Here is a 19,322-nt window from a genome sequence, read left to right on the forward strand (position 1 = left end):
CTCTTTTCGAGTTAGGAGATCACTCCAATGAAAGCTTTCGGGCACAGACGCGCAACCCGCATGGACGAGTCCGATGCGCTGGTCGAACTCGATATCCCGACCCCCGTTCCGGGGCCACGGGATGTGGTCGTGGAAATTCAGGCTGTCTCGGTCAATCCCGTAGATACGAAACTGCGGTCGATGGACCCGCCGGGCGATGAACCCCGCGTGCTTGGCTATGACGCCGTGGGAACGGTTGTTGCGACCGGTGGGCAGGTTCGGGGTTTCCGGGCCGGGGACCGCGTCTTTTACGCTGGCAGTGCGCAGCGGCAGGGGAGCGATGCGCGTTTTCAGGCCGTTGATGAGCGTCTGATTGCACGCGCACCAAAGACCCTGTCCGATCCCGAAGCGGCTGCCTTGCCGCTGACGGCCCTGACGGCGTGGGAACTGCTGTTCGACCGACTGGGCGTGCGGCTGGGTGACATGGAGAACCCGGAGGCGATCCTGATCATCGGCGGTGCTGGTGGTGTGGGCTCAATCCTCACGCAGATTGCCCGCCGTCTGACGGGGCTGACAGTCATTGCCACGGCGTCTCGTCCGGAGACGACGGACTGGTGTCGCGAGATGGGGGCGCATCATGTCATTGACCATCGCCGGCCGCTTGATCAGGAACTGGCCCGGATCGGGATTCCGCAGGTGCGTTATGTTGCGGGGCTGACGGCGTCTGGTGAGCATCGCAACGCGATCGTGCGGTCTCTGGCGCCTCAGGGGGCGCTGGCGCTGATTGATGATCCGGGCGAATTCGACATCATGCCGTTCAAGCGCAAGTCCCTGTCCGTGCACTGGGAATACATGTTCGCACGGCCGATGTTTGAAACGCCGGATATGGCGGCGCAGGGAAAGATCCTGGGTCAGGTCGCATCGCTGGTGGAAGCCGGGCTGCTGAAGACAACGCTGCATGAAGTGCTGGGGCCGATCACCATTGCCAATCTGCGCCGGGCACATGAACTGCTCGAAAGCGGTAAGGGGATCGGAAAGGTCGTACTCTGCGGTTTTGAATGAAGGTTTAACTGACAGGTCAAGGCTGATCTGTCAGTTGAAATGCGCCCGGAGTAGCGGGGTGGACGAGATGCAGAGCATGATCAGTCCGAACAGCGCCATAACCTTGATAATAAAAAAGCAGGCGTGCTGGCGGGCTTCTGCGCCCGTGGCCAGCATCATGAACGGGTCCGGATCGGGAAAACCGGTACGGTTGCCGATCTGCACCAGTTCCAGCGCACGCTGGCGGGATGCGGCCGCCTGTGAGCGGCGGCGTGTCATTTCCGTACCGGAAATATCGGCCTTTTCATGCAGGGCGGTGAGGTAGAGTTCCAGATCCTCGCGACGATAGGCGATTTTTCCGTCCGGCGTCTGCGTGCGGGCCGGTCCCGTTCCGAGAAGCGACAGCAGCTTCATCCGGCGTTCGGGCAGGCCCAGATGGGCTGCCGCTTCCGCCATGGAAAGCATCTTTGAGCGGACAGGCAGGTGAAAGACCTGTCCGGCTGGCTTTTCTCCGGAAATATTTGTCGGGGACGGCATCGGTTCTGATCCTGGCCTCTCTGAACGGAGTGACCTTAGAGCCACTCCGCTGGAAAATCGAGTATCGACTGGAGTCTCGGAAAGTATTTTCAGATCATGCTGTCGTAATGGCGACGTCCTCGGCATGAAAACGACGGAACACGTCAAAGAGAATGGCATCCTGAACACTGCCACCATCGCGGGCGGAGACCAGTGCAACACTCAGGGTCATGGTCAGACTGTCGCCGGCGATGGCGCTGACACGGACCTTCGGTGAGGGGGCCGACAGGACTTCGTCACGATGGGCTGCGACTTCGAGCAGCATGGCCTTCGCTTTTTCCGGATCAGTCGTCAGAGGAATCTTGAACGTCAGGGTCAGGACGCCCGTGGCACCGCTCAGGGTGGCATTCTTGATGCTGGTCGTGATGAACTGGGAGTTCGGGACAATCATGATCGAGCCATCGCTCAGGCCGATATCGGTGGCACGGATACTGATGCGTTTGACGTCACCGCGTGTTCCCGCGATCTCGACCATATCACCTACGCGGACAGGCCGCTCCGCCAGCAGGATCACGCCCGAGACGAAGTTCTGCACGATGGATTGCAGGCCAAAACCGACACCAACGGAGAGGGCACTGACCACCCAGGTCAGGTTCTGCACGGACACACCGGCGATGGACAGGATGCCGAGGCCAACCATGATCCAGGAGCAGTAGGTAAAGATGCTCAGGATCGAAGTACGGCTGCCGATATCCAGCCGGGTGGTGGGAAAGAAGCGGTCCCGGATCCAGGCGCGGGTCTGGCGGATGGCGTAATAGGCTGCCACGACCAGAACAATGGCCAGCACCACAATATCCAGCGAAATCTTCACGCCATGGATGGTGTTGCCAACAAAGAGCAGCCAGAGTCGATTGGTGATGTCCGCAACGCTGAAGCTGCCATCCGTCTGGGCGATGGAGAACAGCAGGAGCAGGAGCAGCACATTGCCAAGACCGGAGAGGATAACGCTGATCTGGGACAGGCGCCGCTGTGTCAGTCCAAGCAGAACCAGACGGCGGCTGAAAAAGCCGTTCTCGGAAAACAGGCGGTCCAGAACATCACGCCAGCACAGGCCCAGCAGCGTGACGATGGCAACACCAGTGCCCAGCGACAGCAGCCACCCATTGAGAGTGAAGGCAAAAGCCACATAGCCCAGCAAGATGGAAATGACGGTAACGGCCAGAAGCAGACTGGAGACACCCAGCGCAGACGGTGCAAAGCCGCGGGTATCGTTCTGGTTGCAAAGCCTGCGGAAAGTATCCACGGCGCAGACCGCAATGGCGATCGAAAACACGATTTCCAGCAGAAGCTGCAGGGTCTGGCCAAAAGCATCCTGAGCCTGAAAGGCCCGGAGAAGATCCAGCAGCAGGATGCTGACGGCAAGAATCCAGTCCACGCCACGCAGGGCCTTGCGTTCGCCCGGATTGCCCTGGGCGAGGACACCGCTGCGACCGAAAATCGGCAATCCGGCACCAATGATGAAACCGCAGACAGGGACTGTTTCGCCAATGATCGCGCCGATCGGACCGCCACCATCAGGAAGAGCGGCTGCAGCCCAGATGAACCAGACCAGCGTGGCCATCAGTGCTTCCAGTGCACCATTCAGCGTAATAGCGATGATGCTGCTGGAAAGGGCTTCCTTCACGCTGTCTTCCGTCGCCGGGCGGAAATGGGCCCCGCAGCGCTTGAGCAGACGCAGGATCAGCGGCGAACTGAGACCGATGGCCGCGAAAGTGATCGCGCAGCCGATCAGAAGGTAGAGCCAGTCGGACAGGACGCCACCCGCATGGAGAGAATAGCGGTTCTCCGCGCGCTCGGTCAGGAGCGTGTTCCAGAAGCGCGGGGCGAGCGGAGAGACCGTGCGTTCAGACAGGGCTGCGTGTTGCAGGCGTGTGCGACGGGCATTGATGGCCGTGTTGAGCTGCTGGGCCTGAAGATTATAGAGCTTGGCCCGCATCAGCGCCGATTTTATGGATTGCGAGTTCTGCTGCATCCGCTGGCGCTGTGCCGTGACGGACGGATCCTCGTTTTCCGCGGCCTTGGGACCAAGAATTTTCAGGAAAGATTCGGTGATGCTGTCATAGGACTGGATCTGGGTGACCGCATCCTGCGTGTTCTGCTGGACCTTCTGGACCTGGGACGACAGGTCGTCGAGCTCACTGTTGCCCGTATTCGCGTCCTTGCGGTTGAGCGTGGCAAAGACCTGTCGCAGAACCGTGGCGCTGTCATCAAGCTGATGGTCGATGGACGCAGAGACCGCGTTCCACCCAAGGCCAGCATTGCTTCCGGGATCGGATGACGTGTCCTTGGCGTTGTCTTTAGGCGCATCCTTGGAAGGTTGTGCCGTCGTCTGTGCAGCGGCCAGCGCTGGCTGGGCAGGAAGCAGTCCGGCGCAGAGCAGTCCCAGAGCCAGAAAAACACATCCCAGCGCATGTCCAAAAGCGGGTCCGGAGCGCCAGCGCGGGAAGTCTGAAGAGGCAGGCGCGACAAGCCGTTTGGTCATGCGTGGGTATTCCGTCCAGTGTCTTGAAGGATTTTCAACGGTTTGCAGGGGCGGGGGTTCGATCATCACATATCCGTGGGCCTGTTCATCAGGCAGACGGAGACGAAAAAGGCACCTTTCCGGGATGGGAAAGATGCCTTGGTCGATGCCTGAAGAGTGGGTTCAGGCCGGGCGGTCAACGCCGTGGGCGTCGGCAATCGTCTCGAACCCGTCCCGACGCATGGCGTCGAGCAGTTCCGTCTTCATACGGGGCAGGATGCCAGGGCCCTGAAGCACGAAGGACGAATAGATCTGCACCATATCCGCGCCCATGCGGATGCGCGCGAGAATGTCTTCGCCTGTCTCGATGCCACCGCAGGAAATCAGCGCCAGACGGCCCTTGTTCAGCCCCGAGACGATCCGCAGGACATCGCGCGAACGCGGTGCAAGAGGACGGCCGGAGAGGCCACCGCTTTCGCGGGCCGCCGGATCATGCAGGGTCGCGGGACGGGCGATAGTCGTGTTGGTCAGGATCAGGCCCTGCGCGCCACCTTCGATCGCGGCTTCAAGGATCGGCTCGTAGGAGCTGTCGTCCAGATCGGGCGCGAGCTTGACCAGAAGCGGCGGGCGCTCCGGATTGCGGGTGTTGATGGCGTCCAGAAGCTCTTTCAGCATCGTTGCCGACTGGAGATCCCGCAGGCCCAGCGTGTTGGGGGACGACAGGTTCATTGTGATGTAGTCGGCATAGGGGCGCACACGGGCCACGAGGTTCGGATAGTCCCGCAGCGGGTCGGAGCCGGTCTTGTTGATCCCGATATTCACGCCCAGCGGGACGGTCGGGCCGCGCATCCTGCCATTGGGCATCGGGCGGTGCAGGCGGGCGAGACGACGGCAGAAGCGGTCCACGCCGCAGCCATTGAATCCCATGCGATTGATGATCGCGCCGTCCTCGACCAGCCGGAACAGGCGGGGGCCGGGATTGCCAGGCTGGGGGCGGGGCGTCACGGTCCCGGCCTCGATATGGCCGAAGCCCAGCTTTGCCAGCGGACGGATTGCGCGGGCGTCCTTGTCGAACCCGGCGGCAAGGCCGATCGGGTTGGGAAAGCGCAGGCCAAGCGTGCGGGTCGAGAGGGCCGGCACGTCCTTCGGGGCGTGGCCGCCGAGTCCGAGTGCTAGGGAATGGATGGCGAGTTCGTGCGCCGTTTCGGTGTCGAAGCGGTGCAGGAGGGGGGTGACGAGCGTTCCGAGGTCGATCATGAGTTGTTTCCATACCCTAATCTTCGGTGCGGCGCATCAGCTTCGCGCTCCGGCCTTGCACCGTTGAGGGCTCATTTGTCTTGGCGGGGGAACGGGGACGCGATAGATGCGAAGGCATGTCCAACGCATCCACTGAATCCTATGACGAGCCTTATCTTGAGACCTGCTGCCGCTCCACGCTGCACCGGTTGCTGCTCTGCGCCTCGACGGGACGACCGACAGGGCTGAAGGACCAGCCCTGTCTGGAGCGGCTGGAGCGGCTTGGTCTGTCGGAACTGCGGGATGACGGGCGTTTCGTCATCACGCAGGATGGTCTGAAGCGGCACCGCGAGGAAATCGGTCCGATAGACTGATCGACAGGCCGAAAATCAGGACGCGCTCGCCCAGGCCTGATCCAGTCCTTCGCGGCAGAAGTGGATGACTTCGCTCAGGTCGCGGTCATAAAGACTGTCCGGTACGCCGGACGAGAAGATTTCCACCGTGCAGGCGCCACGAAAACCCGCATCCCATGTGGCATGCAGCATTTCATGAAGCGGGATACAGCCATCGCCGGGAATCAGACGGTCCGCGGCGGAATAGGGCGTGCGCCAGTCGCTGACCTGAAGGACATTGATCTTGCTACCCGCAGCACGGATGGCCGCGCAGACGTCCTTCTGCTGCCAGATGTTCCAGTAATCCAGACACAGACCCATGGCGGAGTGTCCAACGCCATCGATGATGTCCATGGCCTGTTCAATGGTCCAGATCGCACTTTCGGTATTCACCGAGGTCGGGTTCAGCGGTTCCAGTGACAGGGAGACGCCCAGATCTTCCGCAAGTGGGCAGAGGTCCCGCAGATAGCGCACCGTCTCGTCCATGGTGCGGCGCATATTGCCCTTGGGTGGTGCGCCGGTATTAGTGACGAAAACGCTGCCCGGCACATGCGGGGCCAGCGTCTTCAGGCTCCGGGTCAGGCGTTCAACGCGGGCTTCAGTCGCGCCGGGCTCGGGCACCATGGCGCTGCCGAAAAAGGTGCGGACAGCAGGCTGCACGGCACTGACGGTCAGGCCGCTCTCTTTCACAAGGCGCATCTGTTCTTCAATGCGGTTCTGATCAAGTTTGGCTTCACAGATCTCGATCGCATCCACGCCAAGCTCGCAATAGCGGGTGACGTCTTCCTCGAACGACCAGGGCTGGGTCGTGAACTCATTCATGCCGAAGCTGAAGGGCAGTGTCGTCATGGGTTCAGCCTTTCATGAAATCGAGAACGGTGCGATTGAACTTCTCGGTCTCGTCGAGAAAGATCATGTGGGCGCTGTCCGTAAAGTCCACACCCCGACAGTTGGGCATGTGCTGTGCCACCCAGGCAGGCCCTTCCGGGTTCAGAACCTTGTCCTTGCGCGCAATCATCATCAGGGCCGGAATGGCGAAGCGGGGGATGATGTCGCGCCAGTCCTGCGTTGTGTGATCGGCCATCATGGCGCTGCGGGCATAAGCCGGGCTCTGTGCCATTTCCCGGAGCAGGAAGGCTTTTTCATCGTCCGGGAGCGGATGGCAGATGCAGCTTTCCAGATTGCCCTTGTCGAACTCTTCGGGCGTCAGGGTGAGCTGCTGCTGCACGGCTGTCAGACCGGCCTGATCGTAGCAGGCGGCGTGTCCGAGCTTCCACTCGGCGGAATAATACTGCTTCGGGGTCTGCTGGACGAAGATAGCATTGCGGATGCGTTCGGTGCCGAACAGTTCCAGATATGACCAGATGATCGGGCAGCCCAGCGACCAACCCAGAACCGTGACATCCTGAAGGTTCAGCGCAACCAGAAGGTCCCGCAGATCGGCGGCGAGACGGGAAATCCGGTAGCCATGCTGCGGCTTTTCGGAACGTCCGTGACCACGCAGATCGACGGTAATGACGCGGGCCTGTTCGGAGATCGGGCCGACATTGCGATGGAAGAAGCGCCCCGAGAAGGTCCAGCCGTGGATCATGACGAGGGGGCGCCCGTGTCCCTGCTCTTCGTAATGAATGCGGGTTCTGTCGCTGGTCGTGATGTGCGGCATGCTCTTCTCCATGAAGGGTGGCGGAAAGGGGCGTGAAGACTGTCCGGGTCATAGCGCACGGACATGGGGGCGGGTTGCGTGCAAAGGAGCGTTTGCGCTTGCGGGAGCAGGACGGTAAATTGACCCTGCCATGACTGCTTCTGCTCCTTCCGCCGCCTCTGATGCACCTGCCGCAGCACCCCCGAACCGTGTTCTGAAACCCATCGATCTGGGGCAGGGCGTGGTGATCGAGGATCCGGTGATCCTTGCTCCGCTCTCGGGTGTCACGGATCTGCCGTTCCGTCAGCTTGCCCGCGATCTCGGGGCAGGGCTTGTCGTGTCGGAAATGATCGCGTCCTGGGCGATGATCCGCGAGAACGAGAACACCATGCGCATGGCGCGGATGGCTGAGCGCGGGCCGAATGCGGTCCAGCTGGCCGGATGTGATCCCGAGGCCATGGCGCAGGCGGCGAAGATTTCGGTGGATGGGGGCGCGAACCTCATCGACATCAATTTCGGCTGCCCGGTGAAGAAGGTCGCGATCGGGCAGATGGCTGGTTCTGCGCTGATGCGGGACGAGGTTCTGGCCGGAAAGCTGCTCGAAGCGACTGCGCGGGCCGTGAATGTGCCGGTGACGCTCAAGATGCGCATGGGCTGGGACCACAATTCGCTCAATGCACCGCGTCTGGCGAAGATCGCGGAAGAGAGCGGCATCCGGCTTGTGACGGTCCATGGTCGCACGCGGCAGATGTTCTATAACGGCACGGCGGACTGGCGTTTCGTCAAAACGGTGAAGGATGCGGTCTCGCTGCCGGTCATCGTCAATGGCGATATAAACACCATCCGTGACGCGCGTGAGGCGCTGCATCAGTCTCAGGCCGATGGAGTCATGATCGGGCGGGGCTGTTACGGACGGCCCTGGTTTACGGCACAGGTGGCCCAGTCCCTGCGGACCGGTGAAGATGTACCGGACCCGGATCTGGCGACCGAGAAAGAAATCGCCCTGCGGCATTACCGGATGATGCTCGACCATTTCGGTGAGCGGCCCGGCCTGCGTCTCGCGCGCAAGCATGTGTCCTGGTATTCCGCTGGGCTGCCGGGCTCTGCGACGTTCCGCTCCACCATCAATGGTGTCGAGAGCGCCGCCGAGGCCACTGCGCTGCTGACCGCATTCTATGACCGCCATATCGACGCCGGTGTCGTGCGCAACCGTGAGGCTGGCCCGACGGGCAGTCTGAGCCGCGACGGCACGCGTGAAGCGGCGTGAGGGCGTGAGCCGCTCCGCGCTTTTATGGCAACCATGACGGAGCCGTCCGCTTCAGGTCTGGTCGAGCAGGGTTGCCATCCGGTTTTTCTGTATGGGGCGTCCCGGCTGGACCGGCAGGACGTCGCCCGGCGGCTTCACAGTCACAGTCCGCGTGCGCAGAATCCGTTCGTGATTGCAGCCCTGACCGCCACGCCGCGTGCGCTGCGTGAAGCGGCGCTCTTTGGCAACGGCGAGGCCGGCTGGATTCAGCAGGCGCAGGGCGGCACGTTGCTGCTGGATGAGATCGACTGTCTGTGCCCGCTGATGCAGGACCGGTTCATGGACTGGCTGGCACAGGAGGACACGGATCTGCGTGTGATTGCGGGGAGCCGGCATGATCCCGTTCTTCTGCTCCGACAGGGTGGGCTGTCCGCCGCCCTGCATCGCTGGCTGTCGGCGCTGCCGTCGGCGCAGCGTCTGGGGCCGGAGCGGATCAGCGCGGTCTGTCGTCTGGCAGCCGGAATGGGCACTGCGCGTCCCCGTGGGCTGGAGCGGGCGCTGGAACGGCCTTTATCTGAATATCTTGAGGGCGATCTGGAAAACGGGGCGGGTGATCTGCATGCCTGTGTGGTGGGCGAGGTCGAACGACCGCTGATCACAATGGTCCTGCGCCGGACCTGCGGCAACCAGTTGCGCGCCGCCGCCATCCTGGGTGTGAACCGCAATACCCTGCACAAGCGGATCCGTGAGCTCGACATCACGATCCCGAAAGGCATCGACGAGTGAGATTTCCTGCCCTGAGGCGCCTGTTCGCAAGGCTGACGAGTGCCAATGGGGCGGTTCTTCTGACAGTCATGGCGCTGGTGCTCGCCTTTGCGACGTTCGTCGTGCTGTCGGGCGGCATGTCTCTGGCGCATCGTCCGCAGGTGCAGGCGATCGTCTTCCTGCTCGAACTTCATCATGCTCATGCTGATTGCAGCGGCGGCCGTGGTGCAGATCGGGCGGATGGTCGCCGAACGCAGGCTTGGTTTGGCCGGCGCACGTCTGCATGTCCGACTTATTACGCTGTTCGGGATTGTTGCGGTTGCGCCAACCATCGTGGTGGGTGCAGTGGCGACGCTGTTCTTCCATTACGGTGTGGAAATCTGGTTCTCCAACCGTGTGAATGATGCCCTGACCGAGGCCCGGTCTGTCGCAGTCGGCTATCTGCGCGAACACAATGACAATGCCCGGACCGAGGCCTTCGCGCTCGCGAACACGCTGATCACCGTCCAGAACGATGAGCTTTTCTCCCGCGGGATCGATCTTTTTCACGACCCCGCCCGTCTTCAGGAATTCCTGGACGATGAGGTTACCGAGCGTGGTCTGACGGATGCAGAGGTGTTCGATCCGCTGACTTACAAGGTTCTGGCGGTCGGTGGCCTTCTTGGCAGCGATGCCGACATGACGACTGCGCCGCCCCTGCCACCAAAATCGGTCGTCGAACTGGCGCAGCACGGCGAGGCAGTCATTCTTGACCGTCCCGACCAGCGGAAAGTGCGCGCCGTGGTGGCACTGGGCGGCAATTCCGGCCTCATGCTGGTCATCACGCGCCCGGTCGATCCGGATGTCGTGGAACACATGCGCCGGACAGATGCACTGGTGGCGGATTACCAGCGGCTGATCACCAATCGCGGCAAAACGCAGGTCCTGTTCGCAGTTATCTTCGCTCTGATGGGCCTGCTGGTGCTGGCCGTCGGAATGCTGACCGGGTTGGCGCTGGCCAACCGTATCGCCAATCCGCTCGGCCTGCTCATTCTTGCCGCACAGCGGATTTCCAAGGGCGATCTTGGTGTGCGCGTTCCGGTCCCCGAAGATGCAGGACGGGATAAGGATGACGAGGTGACGGGTCTGTCCCGCGCTTTCAATAGCATGACGGACCAGCTCGAAAGCCAGCGTTCCGAACTGATGCAGGCCTACGACCAGATCAACGAACGCCGCCGTTTTACCGAAACCGTGCTGGCAGGCGTTTCGGCTGGCGTGATCGGGCTGGATCGGATGCAGGTCATCGAACTGCCAAACCGGGCAGCATCCAGCGTGCTCCAGCGTGATCTCCAGCCTGCCATCGGGATGAAGCTGACGGACCGGGTGCCGGAGTTCTCGACGCTGCTCGATGCGGCCCGTATGGCGCCCGAGCGTGTCCATACCGCTGAAATCCAAGTGGATACGGAAGGCGCACAGCGCCCGGGCGGACCGGGTGACGGCGCAGGAGCCGGTGCCGGACGCACGCTTCTTGTGCGTGTTGTGGCGGAACTGCGGGGGCAGGATGTCGCGGGTTATGTCGTGACCTTCGATGACATCACGGATCTTCAGTCCGCACAGCGTAAGGCGGCCTGGGCGGATGTGGCGCGTCGCGTGGCGCATGAGATCAAAAATCCGCTGACCCCGATCCAGCTTGCGGCAGAGCGTCTCAAGCGGCGCTTCCTCAAGGAAATCCATTCCGATCCCGAGACCTACACCCAGCTTGTGGACACGATCGTACGGCAGGTTGGAGACATCGGGCGGATGGTGGACGAGTTCTCCGCCTTTGCGCGGATGCCGCAGCCCGTCATGCAGCCGGAAGACTTCTCAAGGCTCTGCCGGGAGGCGTTGGTACTCCAGCGGAATGCCCATCCCGAAATCGTGTTCGAGACGACCGGACTGCCGCCTTCAGGGCCGATCGTGCGCTGTGACCGGCGACTCATCGGCCAGGCCCTGACAAATCTGCTACAGAATGCAGCCGATGCCATCAGCATGGCAGGCCGCGGAAAACCGGGAGAAAACGCTCCCGGACAGCCAGTGCAGCCAATTGGACACATTGTGGTGGGCTTGCACATTCGCGGCGGGCATGTCCTGCTAGACATAGAAGATGACGGGATCGGCCTGCCGACGGTGGAACGCCACCGGCTGACCGAGCCTTATGTAACCCACAAGGCGAAGGGCACCGGCCTCGGCCTTGCGATCGTCAAGAAGATCATGGAGGACCATTCCGGGATGCTTCAGCTCACTGATCGGGAACCAGACGACTCCCGTGGCTTAACCGGGCAGCGGGGAACGCGCGTTACCCTGTCCCTGCCGTTATGGGAGCAGGAGAGCCATGTCCCGGGTGGAACGGACCACCAGAGCATGAGGGCAGCAGATGGAACATGAGATCCTGATCGTCGATGACGAACCGGACATCCGGTTCCTCATCGAGGGCATTCTGAACGACGAGGGCTACAAGACCCGGACGGCTGCCAATTCGGATCAGGCGCTTGAGCTTTTCCGTGCGCATTGTCCGTCGCTGGCGATTCTGGATATCTGGCTTCAGGGATCCCGGCTGGACGGGATCGAACTGCTCAAGATCTTCCAGGCCGAAGAGCCGGGCCTGCCGACGCTGATGATCTCGGGTCACGGAACGATCGAGACGGCGGTGTCCAGTCTCAAGCTCGGGGCCTATGATTTCATCGAAAAACCGTTCCAGTCGGACCGGCTTCTGGTCGTGGTGCGCCGTGCGCTTGAGGCGGCACGCCTGCGCCGGGAAAATGCGGAACTGCGTCTGCGGGCGGGTCCGGAAACGACGCTGTCGGGGGACGGTGCCGTCATTTCGGCCCTTCGTGCCCAGATCGAGCGTGTCGCCCCCACCAATTCGCGCGTACTAATCAGTGGTCCGGCCGGATCGGGCAAGGAAGTTGCGGCGCGCATGATCCATGCACGCTCCCGCCGTGCGGAAGGGCCGTTCATCGCCCTGAACTGCGCGACGCTGGCACCCAACCGCTTTGAGGAAGAACTCTTCGGCCTCGAAGGCGAGAACGGCCAGCCGATGCGCCGCGGCGTGCTGGAACGGGCCCATCGCGGCACATTGCTGCTCGATGAGGTTGCGGACATGCCGCCCGAGACGCAGGGCAAGATCGTCCGTGCGCTTCAGGACCAGACATTCGAGCGGCTGGGCGGCAATACGCGGGTGAAAGTGGACATCCGCGTTATCGCCACCACCAACCGCGACCTGCAGTCCGAAATTGCCGCCCATCGCTTCCGCGAGGACCTGTATTACCGTCTCGCGGTCGTCCCTCTGCGGGTGCCGTCCCTGCGTGAGCGGCGTGAGGATATTCCGGGGCTGGCGAGGCATTTCCTTGAGCGTTGCGCGCAGTCATCGGGCCTTTTCGTTCGGGAACTCTCCGTGGACGCGCTCGCGGCGCTACAGTCCTATGAATGGCCGGGCAATGTGCGCGAGCTGCGCAACCTGATGGAACGGCTGCTGATCATGATGCCGGGGACGGGGAATGATCCGATCCGGGCCGACATGCTGCCGGCCACCATCAGCCAGGGCGCGCCATCCATGACGCGCCTCAATTCCGGCGCGGACGTCATGAGCCTGCCGTTGCGGGAAGCGCGGGATTTGTTCGAGACGCAGTATCTTCAGGTGCAGCTCATGCGGTTTGGTGGTAACATCAGCCGCACGGCCAGTTTCGTCTGCATGGAGCGCAGTGCGCTGCATCGCAAGCTCAAGCAGCTTGGGGTGACGACGAATGACGAGCGTTCGGGCGCGGCCTCCACGCCGGTGAGCAGCTGAGATGAAGCGCCGGCTTTTCTCCTTTTCCTTCAGTCGACTGATAACAGCGTGACTTCAGAACCTTCCTCTTCTGCGCGTGCCGTGCAGGAGGTCTTTCTCGATCATCTGCGCAGGACGGAAGCCTCCGTGACCGTTTTTCTGGTCAATGGCGTGAAGCTTCAGGGCATTGTTGCCCAGTCGGACGCGCAGACCCTGCTGCTTCGCCGTGATGGTCATGTGCAGCTTGTCTATAAACACGCCGTCAGCACGATCATGCCGGTGGCGGCCATGTCCCATTTTGTGGAAGAAGAACTTTGAGCGGTTTCGACACCAAAAAACCTGCAACCCGTGCGGCTGTCATCCTGCCCTGGGAGAAGTCGGGACCGCAGGAGGAAATCCGCGCGGCCGATGCACGGCTTGAGGAAGCGGTCGGCCTGACAGCGTCGATCGGGCTTGTGGTGGTGCGTCAGGCGGCCATTCTGCTGCGCGCGCGCCGTCCGGCGACTTTGCTGGGAAGCGGTCAGGTCGAGCAATTGGCCGAAGCGGTCAAGCTGGATAACGTGGATGTGGTCGTCATTGATGCGCGCCTGTCTCCCGGTCAGCAGCGCAATCTCGAAAAGGCCCTGGGCTGCAAGGTCGTGGACCGGACGGGGCTGATCCTCGATATCTTTGGCGCGCGCGCAGCAACCCGTGAAGGTGTGCTTCAGGTCGAGCTGGCGCATCTGGAATACCAGCGCTCGCGGCTTGTGCGGCTGTGGACCCATCTTGAGCGCCAGCGCGGTGGCTTCGGCTTCCTTGGCGGTCCGGGTGAAACGCAGATGGAAGCGGATCGCCGGATGCTGGCCGAGCGGATCGGAAAGATCAAGAAAGAGCTGGAACAGGTCCGCCGGACGCGCGGGCTGCATCGTGACTCCCGCAAGCGCGTGCCGTTTCCGGTCGTGGCTCTTGTGGGTTACACCAACGCCGGCAAGTCCACGCTGTTCAATGCCCTCACAGGGGCATCCGTTCACGCGCAGGACCAGCTTTTCGCGACTCTGGACCCGACCATGCGTGGACTGCGACTGCCTTCAGGCCGCAATGTGATCCTGTCCGATACGGTGGGCTTCATCAGCGAACTGCCGACGGAACTGATTGCGGCCTTCCGTGCGACGCTTGAGGAAGTAGCGCAGGCGGACGTGATCCTGCATGTGCGTGACATTTCGCATCCTGACAGTGCGGCGCAGCGGGCGGACGTGCTCAACGTGCTGGACGGTATGGTGCGGGACGGGATGCTCGACGCGCACTGGCCGGATCGCACGATCGAGGTGCTGAACAAGGCCGATCTGGTGGGCGGCGTTGAGGCCGTGCCGAAGCGTGAAAACGCAGTGGCGATCTCGGCCATCACGGGCGAGGGGCTGCCGGATCTGTTCGAGATCCTGGACCAGTACCTGACGCGTTCCATGAAATCCGTGGATGTGCGTCTTCCGATCACGGATGGCGCAGCCCTCGCCTGGCTTTACCAGCATGGCGAAGTGGTCGGCCGGACGGATCGCGAAGACGGGATGGACGTGCAGGTCCGTCTTTTCTCAGCCGATCTGGAGCGGTTCGAACTGCTTCACCCGGACCGGATCATCCGCCCGGAAGCCTGAGACCTTCCTCTTTGGGCGCTGACACAGCCTGTGCAGCGCCGGGAGAGAGGCGGGCGGCTCTGGCGCGCTGACGGGCGCGGTCCAGTGGAATGGCCAGCGCGTAGGTCAGGCCAAGGCCGACTACATTCATTACGAGCTGATCCCACAGATCGATGCCGAAGCTTGCGAACATCAGCCGACCCAGCAGGTCGAGCACCGTGCTGCACGCAAATACTTCCAGCGAGTTGCGCCCGAGCAAAGCGAGGCTCTGGCCGATCCGGTCGGCTGAAATGCGGCGCAGGGCCTTGGAGGACTGCACCAGATAGAAGATCGCCATGATGTCCAGCAGGCGCCAGATGGCGAGCGTGGATTTGCCGGTATCGGGCGGGGCCGGAAAAATCCGCAGAAACGGGACGTGCCAGTATTCATACGGAAAGCACAGCACGAACGCGCCCGCCAGATAGATCAGGCACAGGGCTTTGGCCCAGGGGCGATACGGCAGATCGCCATTGTGTTTCGAGGCCCAGACGGCGCCCAGAATCCCCAGGATATAGAGAAATTGCCAGCCGAACGGGTTGAGATACCAGCCATTGGGATCGAGCCAGTTCGGGATGGTGATGCGCGGGTCCAGATTGGCAATGGCCCAGATACCGATGCTGAGCGCCAGCAGCAGCCATACACTGCGTTTGAGAACCCAGTAGATCAGCGGAAATAGCGCCAGAAGCACGACGTAAAGCGGCAGGATGTTCAGATAGCTCGGCAGGGCATCGAAGGTCAGGATACGCCACAGCCAGCTATAGCCGTGCGCAAGCTGGGGCTCGATCGTGTATTCGGGCAGTGGCTGGTAATGCCGCCACTGGCGCACGGTCCAGACGAAAACCAGCGTCATACCGGTCTGGTACAGATACAGTCTGACGCAGCGCCCGAAAATGCGGTGGATGCCGGTTTTCCAGCCCTGCCGGTCGATCAGACGGCCATAAGCCAGATAGGACGCATAACCCGCCAGCATGACGAAGATCTCGGCCGCGTCCGCAAAACCGAAATTACGGATGGTGATGCGGTTGAGCAGATCATCGGGAACATGATCCACGAGCATCATCAACAGGGCGATGCCGCGCAGCGCATCCACACGGTGATCGCGGGGATTCTTGCGCGCTAAAGCTGCTGGGGGCGGTTGGGGCGGCTCCATGACTTCTTCTTAGCGTCAGTACGGGGGCAGGGGTATGGGTGACTCGTTACGGTCGGATTAAAGATTGGACGGAATTACAGACTGTGACTGTCCGTCTCCGGATGGTGCAGGGCCGGGTCCGTTCCGCCCTGCATGCCCATGCCGCCGCCTCCACCGCCGTCACCACCACCTCCGCCTCCGCCGCCACCTTTTCCGCCTTCCTTGCCCTCACCTTTGTTTCCACCATTCGAGGAGGGGCGGGCAGGCCCCTGTTCGGGCAGGACGAGATCGGAGGGCAGGCTTTCAAGGTTCAGGGCCTTGCAGATGAAGTTACGCAGGGATACTACCAGATCATGGGTCGGGACAGGGCGTCCGGCCACGAGCTCCGTGGCCGCGCGGCCCGCCATCCGGACCTGCTCTTCCGTTCCAAGCAGGATGATGTCGGACAGCGCGGCTTCGACGGCATCGCGGATGCGGCGGTTGCGGTCCGAGCCGGAAAGCTGGTCAGGCCCCAGATCCCGCTTGTGCGTCGGATCCACAAGCAGGGTGCCGGTGAACGAACCACCCAGCGTGCGATAGGCGGCCATCAGGACGCGGAGGCGCTCGTTGATCTGGCGGTTCATGCGCTCCCGGCGCTGCTGGATGGTCAGCATCGTCAGCAGACGGATGCCGACACCGATCAGCGTGAAAAGCGCCAGCCCGATCAGGGTGGCCAGCAGGCTGTGCCAGGAACTGAAATCAATCATGCTGCGCAACGCGTCTCTCCGGATCGCTCGGGGATGCCGTTATAACAGTCAGGCATCCGCACGGTTTTGCGATTTCAGCTCCTGCCGTCCCTTACAGTGCGAGCAGGCTCTCATTCGACTGCGTGGCGATGATGCCGTGCTGGTCGTGATGAAGTCCCATGACTTCGACCGTATGGCCGTGGGACTGGAGCTTGCCGATGATCTTTTCCAGAACCTGTACCGAGGTGATGTCCCAGAAACGGGCATGGGTGAGGTCGAGAACCACGGTTTTGGCATCCGTATGGTAGTCGATGGCATCGGACAGGCTGTCTGCGGATGCGAAAAAGACCTGTCCGGAGGCCCGGTATGTCAGTGTCTCGCCCGTCCGCTCTTCCGTAACGCGCAGGAGTTTTGCAGCGTGCCAGGCGAAGAACACGCCCGAGAGCATGACACCAACCGCAACACCGGCAGCCAGATCGTGGGTCATGACGACCACGGCGACGGTGACGAGCATGGTCAGGCTGGACAGGCGCGGATGGCGGGTCAGGTCGCGCAGGCTGCTCCAGGAGAACGTGCTGGCGGAGACCATGATCATGATGGCGACAAGGGCAGCCATTGGAACCTGCCCGACCCAGCGATGCAGCAGGACCATGAGGGCCAGCAGAAACGCGCCGGCGGTGAAGGTGGACAGACGTCCGCGTCCGCCATAGCGCAGGTTGCCGACGGTCTGGCCGATCATGCCGCAACCTGCAATGCCGCCAAATGCGCCGACGAGAATGTTGGAAATGCCGAGGCCCGTGCATTCCATGCGCTGGTCGCCATGGGTGTCGGTGATGTCATCAACAACAGAGGCCGTCATCATGGATTCCAGCAGACCAACGGCGGCCATGGCCAATGCGTAAGGCAGCACGACCGACCATGTGGCCCAGTTCAGGGCGATATGCGGGAAGGTCAGGCTGGGCAGGCCGGTTGGCAGATCACCAAGATCCGAGACGGTATGAACCGGCATCGGATGCAGCATCGTGATGGCTGTCAGAATGACGATGCAGATCAGCGGCGAAGGGATGGCGTCAGACAGGCGGGGCAGCAGATAGATGATAACGAGGCCCAGCGCGATCAGCGCATAGGTGTGCCAGGTCACGCCCAGCATCTGTGGCACCTGCGCGGAGAAGATCATGATGGCCAGTGCGTTGACGAAGCCCGTGCGAACTTCGGCGGGTACGAACCGCATGACGGCCTGAAGACGCAGCATACCGAACACGACCTGAAACGCACCGGCCACCAGCGTCGCGAGCAGCATGGCCTGTACGCCATGAGCGTGAACCAGCGGTGCTGCGACCAGAGCCACCGAACCGGCCGCACCCGAAATCATGCCCGGACGGCCGCCGAAAATGGCGATCGAGACGGAAATGACGAAGGACGCGAACAGCGAAACGGCCGGGGAGACGCCGGCAATATAGGAGAAGGCAATGACCTCGGGGATAAGGGCAAAGGTGCCGACCATTCCGGCCAGCACTTCGCGCAGCGGGTTCTGTGCCCACTGGCGACGATAGAGAGCGGGAGTCATGCAGGATCCTTGAGCGTAGGGCGTGAACAGGGTGCGACGTATTCAGGCCCGGCGCGGCAATGAGACGTACAGTGTAACCCGGCTCGCTTCAGGATTGAAGATGCGGAATGACCATGAGGCACGGACAATGCCCCAAAGACTTTCCGGAAGGACGTTGGTGTTGCGAATTGAACATCCGGAGGCGTCGCTGCGTTGGGACCGCACTGACCATTCCACATCCGGAGATTATCATGGCCAATTATCCGTCCCCGCCGTTCAACACGCCGCATCAGGATCACATTCCGGGACAGACGTCCCTCATGACGCCGAAACCCGATCATGGCGAACAGAGCTATGTCGGTCATGACCGGCTGCGTGGAAAAATTGCGATCATCACGGGGGGCGATTCCGGGATTGGACGGGCTGTTGCCATCGCCTTCGCCCGTGAGGGCGCGGATGTCGTGATCTCCTTCCTGCCCGAGGAAATGGATGATGCCCGCGAAACGGAGAACTGGATCAAAAAGGCAGGCCGGCGCGCTCTTCTGGTACCGGGAGACCTGAGGGACCGTGACATCTGTGCGGAACTCGTAGACCGCACGGTTGCGGAATTCGGGCAGATCGACATTCTTGTGAATAACGCTGCCTTCCAGATCGAACGGTCCTCACTGGCGGATGTCAGTGAAGAGGAATGGGACAAGACATTCGACATCAATGCCGGCTCCGCGTTCCGGCTGTCGCGTCTGGCCCTGCCGCACATGCCGCGGGGCGGTGCGCTGATCCATACGGTTTCGGTCAATGCCGATCAGCCCAAGCTGAAGCTTCTGGCCTATTCCGCGACCAAGAGCGCCATCCAGAACTTCAGCGGCGGTCTGGCCCAGCTGCTGGGCGAGAAGGGAATCCGCTCCAACGTTGTGGCCCCTGGCCCGATCTGGACGCCGCTTATTCCCGCGACCATGGATGTCGAACACGTGGAACGCTTTGGCGCCGATACGCCGATGAAGCGCCCGGGGCAGCCGGCAGAACTGGCAGGGGCCTATGTTTTCCTTGCAAGCGACGAGGCCAGCTACGTTTCCGGTGCCACGATTGCGGTCACCGGTGGTACCCCGGTGATCTGATCCGGGGTGGGGCCGTCGGAAAAACCTGGAGCATGAAAA

The 19,322-nt window shown here is 62.0% G+C and carries 16 protein-coding genes and 1 pseudogene; 9 read left to right on the forward strand and 8 right to left on the reverse strand.

Annotation, left to right across the window (positions count from 1 at the left end; genetic code table 11):
• Positions 1-27 precede the first annotated feature (27 nt).
• The gene (locus ACJ2A4_RS11570) at positions 28-1,041 is read left to right on the forward strand and encodes a zinc-binding alcohol dehydrogenase family protein (protein WP_408872935.1); all 1,014 of its coding nucleotides are present in this window, start codon (positions 28-30) and stop codon (positions 1,039-1,041) included.
• A 30-nt stretch (positions 1,042-1,071) separates the two neighbouring features.
• Here ACJ2A4_RS11570 and ACJ2A4_RS11575 read toward each other — a convergent pair whose 3' ends face one another.
• From ACJ2A4_RS11575 to ACJ2A4_RS11585, 3 genes are all read right to left on the reverse strand, one after another.
• Complete coding sequence (locus ACJ2A4_RS11575; RefSeq protein ID WP_408872936.1) at positions 1,072-1,557, reverse strand: hypothetical protein; 486 nt, start codon at positions 1,555-1,557, stop codon at positions 1,072-1,074.
• 94 nt (positions 1,558-1,651) lie between these two features.
• Positions 1,652-4,078: a DUF3772 domain-containing protein gene (locus ACJ2A4_RS11580; RefSeq protein ID WP_408872937.1), complete on the reverse strand. Its 2,427-nt coding sequence runs from the start codon at positions 4,076-4,078 to the stop codon at positions 1,652-1,654.
• Between the two features lie 162 nt (positions 4,079-4,240).
• Entirely contained in the window at positions 4,241-5,314 is a 1,074-nt protein-coding gene (locus tag ACJ2A4_RS11585) for a quinone-dependent dihydroorotate dehydrogenase (RefSeq protein ID WP_408872938.1), read from the reverse strand.
• Between the two features lie 116 nt (positions 5,315-5,430).
• Here ACJ2A4_RS11585 and ACJ2A4_RS11590 point away from each other — a divergent pair, with 116 nt between their 5' ends.
• Positions 5,431-5,667 (forward strand): hypothetical protein, encoded by a 237-nt coding sequence (locus ACJ2A4_RS11590; protein ID WP_408872939.1) that lies wholly within the window; start codon positions 5,431-5,433, stop codon positions 5,665-5,667.
• A gap of 15 nt (positions 5,668-5,682) precedes the next feature.
• Here ACJ2A4_RS11590 and ACJ2A4_RS11595 read toward each other — a convergent pair whose 3' ends face one another.
• Positions 5,683-6,534, reverse strand: coding sequence for a sugar phosphate isomerase/epimerase family protein (locus tag ACJ2A4_RS11595; protein ID WP_408872940.1), 852 nt, complete (start codon positions 6,532-6,534; stop codon positions 5,683-5,685).
• 4 nt (positions 6,535-6,538) lie between these two features.
• Entirely contained in the window at positions 6,539-7,348 is an 810-nt protein-coding gene (locus ACJ2A4_RS11600; RefSeq protein WP_408872941.1) for an alpha/beta fold hydrolase, read from the reverse strand.
• A gap of 130 nt (positions 7,349-7,478) precedes the next feature.
• Between ACJ2A4_RS11600 and dusB the strand changes: the two genes are divergently transcribed.
• From dusB to hflX, 6 genes and pseudogenes are all read left to right on the forward strand, one after another.
• On the forward strand, positions 7,479-8,594 hold the full coding sequence (dusB, locus tag ACJ2A4_RS11605) for a tRNA dihydrouridine synthase DusB (RefSeq protein WP_408872942.1): 1,116 nt from the start codon (positions 7,479-7,481) through the stop codon (positions 8,592-8,594).
• 24 nt (positions 8,595-8,618) lie between these two features.
• On the forward strand, positions 8,619-9,359 hold the full coding sequence (locus ACJ2A4_RS11610) for a sigma 54-interacting transcriptional regulator (protein ID WP_408872943.1): 741 nt from the start codon (positions 8,619-8,621) through the stop codon (positions 9,357-9,359).
• Between the two features lie 68 nt (positions 9,360-9,427).
• Positions 9,428-11,741: pseudogene (locus tag ACJ2A4_RS11615) on the forward strand (ATP-binding protein).
• The gene (locus ACJ2A4_RS11620) at positions 11,731-13,143 is read left to right on the forward strand and encodes a sigma-54-dependent transcriptional regulator (RefSeq protein WP_408872944.1); all 1,413 of its coding nucleotides are present in this window, start codon (positions 11,731-11,733) and stop codon (positions 13,141-13,143) included. The pseudogene ACJ2A4_RS11615 and the gene ACJ2A4_RS11620 overlap by 11 nt, the downstream one beginning before the upstream one ends.
• 48 nt (positions 13,144-13,191) lie before the next feature.
• Entirely contained in the window at positions 13,192-13,440 is a 249-nt protein-coding gene (gene hfq / locus ACJ2A4_RS11625) for an RNA chaperone Hfq (protein ID WP_062509763.1), read from the forward strand.
• On the forward strand, positions 13,437-14,750 hold the full coding sequence (gene hflX / locus ACJ2A4_RS11630) for a GTPase HflX (RefSeq protein WP_408872945.1): 1,314 nt from the start codon (positions 13,437-13,439) through the stop codon (positions 14,748-14,750). Before hfq ends, hflX begins: the two co-directional genes overlap by 4 nt.
• Here hflX and ACJ2A4_RS11635 read toward each other — a convergent pair.
• From ACJ2A4_RS11635 to ACJ2A4_RS11645, 3 genes are all read right to left on the reverse strand, one after another.
• Positions 14,731-15,918 (reverse strand): OpgC family protein, encoded by a 1,188-nt coding sequence (locus ACJ2A4_RS11635; protein WP_408872946.1) that lies wholly within the window; start codon positions 15,916-15,918, stop codon positions 14,731-14,733. The genes hflX and ACJ2A4_RS11635 overlap by 20 nt on opposite strands.
• A 74-nt stretch (positions 15,919-15,992) precedes the next feature.
• A complete protein-coding gene (locus ACJ2A4_RS11640; RefSeq protein WP_408872947.1) occupies positions 15,993-16,643 on the reverse strand; it encodes a hypothetical protein in 651 nt (216 codons plus the stop codon).
• 91 nt (positions 16,644-16,734) lie between these two features.
• Entirely contained in the window at positions 16,735-18,189 is a 1,455-nt protein-coding gene (locus ACJ2A4_RS11645; RefSeq protein WP_408872948.1) for a SulP family inorganic anion transporter, read from the reverse strand.
• Positions 18,190-18,419: 230 nt separating this feature from the next.
• On the opposite strand from ACJ2A4_RS11645, the gene ACJ2A4_RS11650 reads away from it, so the two are divergent.
• Positions 18,420-19,283 carry an SDR family oxidoreductase gene (locus ACJ2A4_RS11650; protein ID WP_408872949.1) on the forward strand — a complete coding sequence of 288 codons (864 nt, stop codon included), beginning with the start codon at positions 18,420-18,422 and terminating at the stop codon, positions 19,281-19,283.
• The last annotated feature ends 39 nt before the right edge of the window (positions 19,284-19,322 follow it).

The organism is Gluconobacter roseus (assembly GCF_046058915.1).
In the GTDB taxonomy this organism is placed as follows: domain Bacteria; phylum Pseudomonadota; class Alphaproteobacteria; order Acetobacterales; family Acetobacteraceae; genus Gluconobacter; species Gluconobacter roseus_A.

Coding starts and splice junctions, on each gene's coding strand:
- ACJ2A4_RS11570 (WP_408872935.1), top strand. CDS start 28: ATGAAAGCTTTCGGGCACAGACGCGCAACCCGCATGGACGAGTCCGAT.
- ACJ2A4_RS11585 (WP_408872938.1), bottom strand. CDS start 5,314: ATGATCGACCTCGGAACGCTCGTCACCCCCCTCCTGCACCGCTTCGAC.
- ACJ2A4_RS11595 (WP_408872940.1), bottom strand. CDS start 6,534: ATGACGACACTGCCCTTCAGCTTCGGCATGAATGAGTTCACGACCCAG.
- ACJ2A4_RS11620 (WP_408872944.1), top strand. CDS start 11,731: ATGGAACATGAGATCCTGATCGTCGATGACGAACCGGACATCCGGTTC.
- ACJ2A4_RS11590 (WP_408872939.1), top strand. CDS start 5,431: ATGTCCAACGCATCCACTGAATCCTATGACGAGCCTTATCTTGAGACC.
- ACJ2A4_RS11575 (WP_408872936.1), bottom strand. CDS start 1,557: ATGCCGTCCCCGACAAATATTTCCGGAGAAAAGCCAGCCGGACAGGTC.
- ACJ2A4_RS11580 (WP_408872937.1), bottom strand. CDS start 4,078: ATGACCAAACGGCTTGTCGCGCCTGCCTCTTCAGACTTCCCGCGCTGG.
- ACJ2A4_RS11650 (WP_408872949.1), top strand. CDS start 18,420: ATGGCCAATTATCCGTCCCCGCCGTTCAACACGCCGCATCAGGATCAC.
- ACJ2A4_RS11635 (WP_408872946.1), bottom strand. CDS start 15,918: ATGGAGCCGCCCCAACCGCCCCCAGCAGCTTTAGCGCGCAAGAATCCC.
- ACJ2A4_RS11640 (WP_408872947.1), bottom strand. CDS start 16,643: ATGATTGATTTCAGTTCCTGGCACAGCCTGCTGGCCACCCTGATCGGG.
- ACJ2A4_RS11600 (WP_408872941.1), bottom strand. CDS start 7,348: ATGCCGCACATCACGACCAGCGACAGAACCCGCATTCATTACGAAGAG.
- ACJ2A4_RS11610 (WP_408872943.1), top strand. CDS start 8,619: ATGGCAACCATGACGGAGCCGTCCGCTTCAGGTCTGGTCGAGCAGGGT.
- ACJ2A4_RS11645 (WP_408872948.1), bottom strand. CDS start 18,189: ATGACTCCCGCTCTCTATCGTCGCCAGTGGGCACAGAACCCGCTGCGC.
- dusB (WP_408872942.1), top strand. CDS start 7,479: ATGACTGCTTCTGCTCCTTCCGCCGCCTCTGATGCACCTGCCGCAGCA.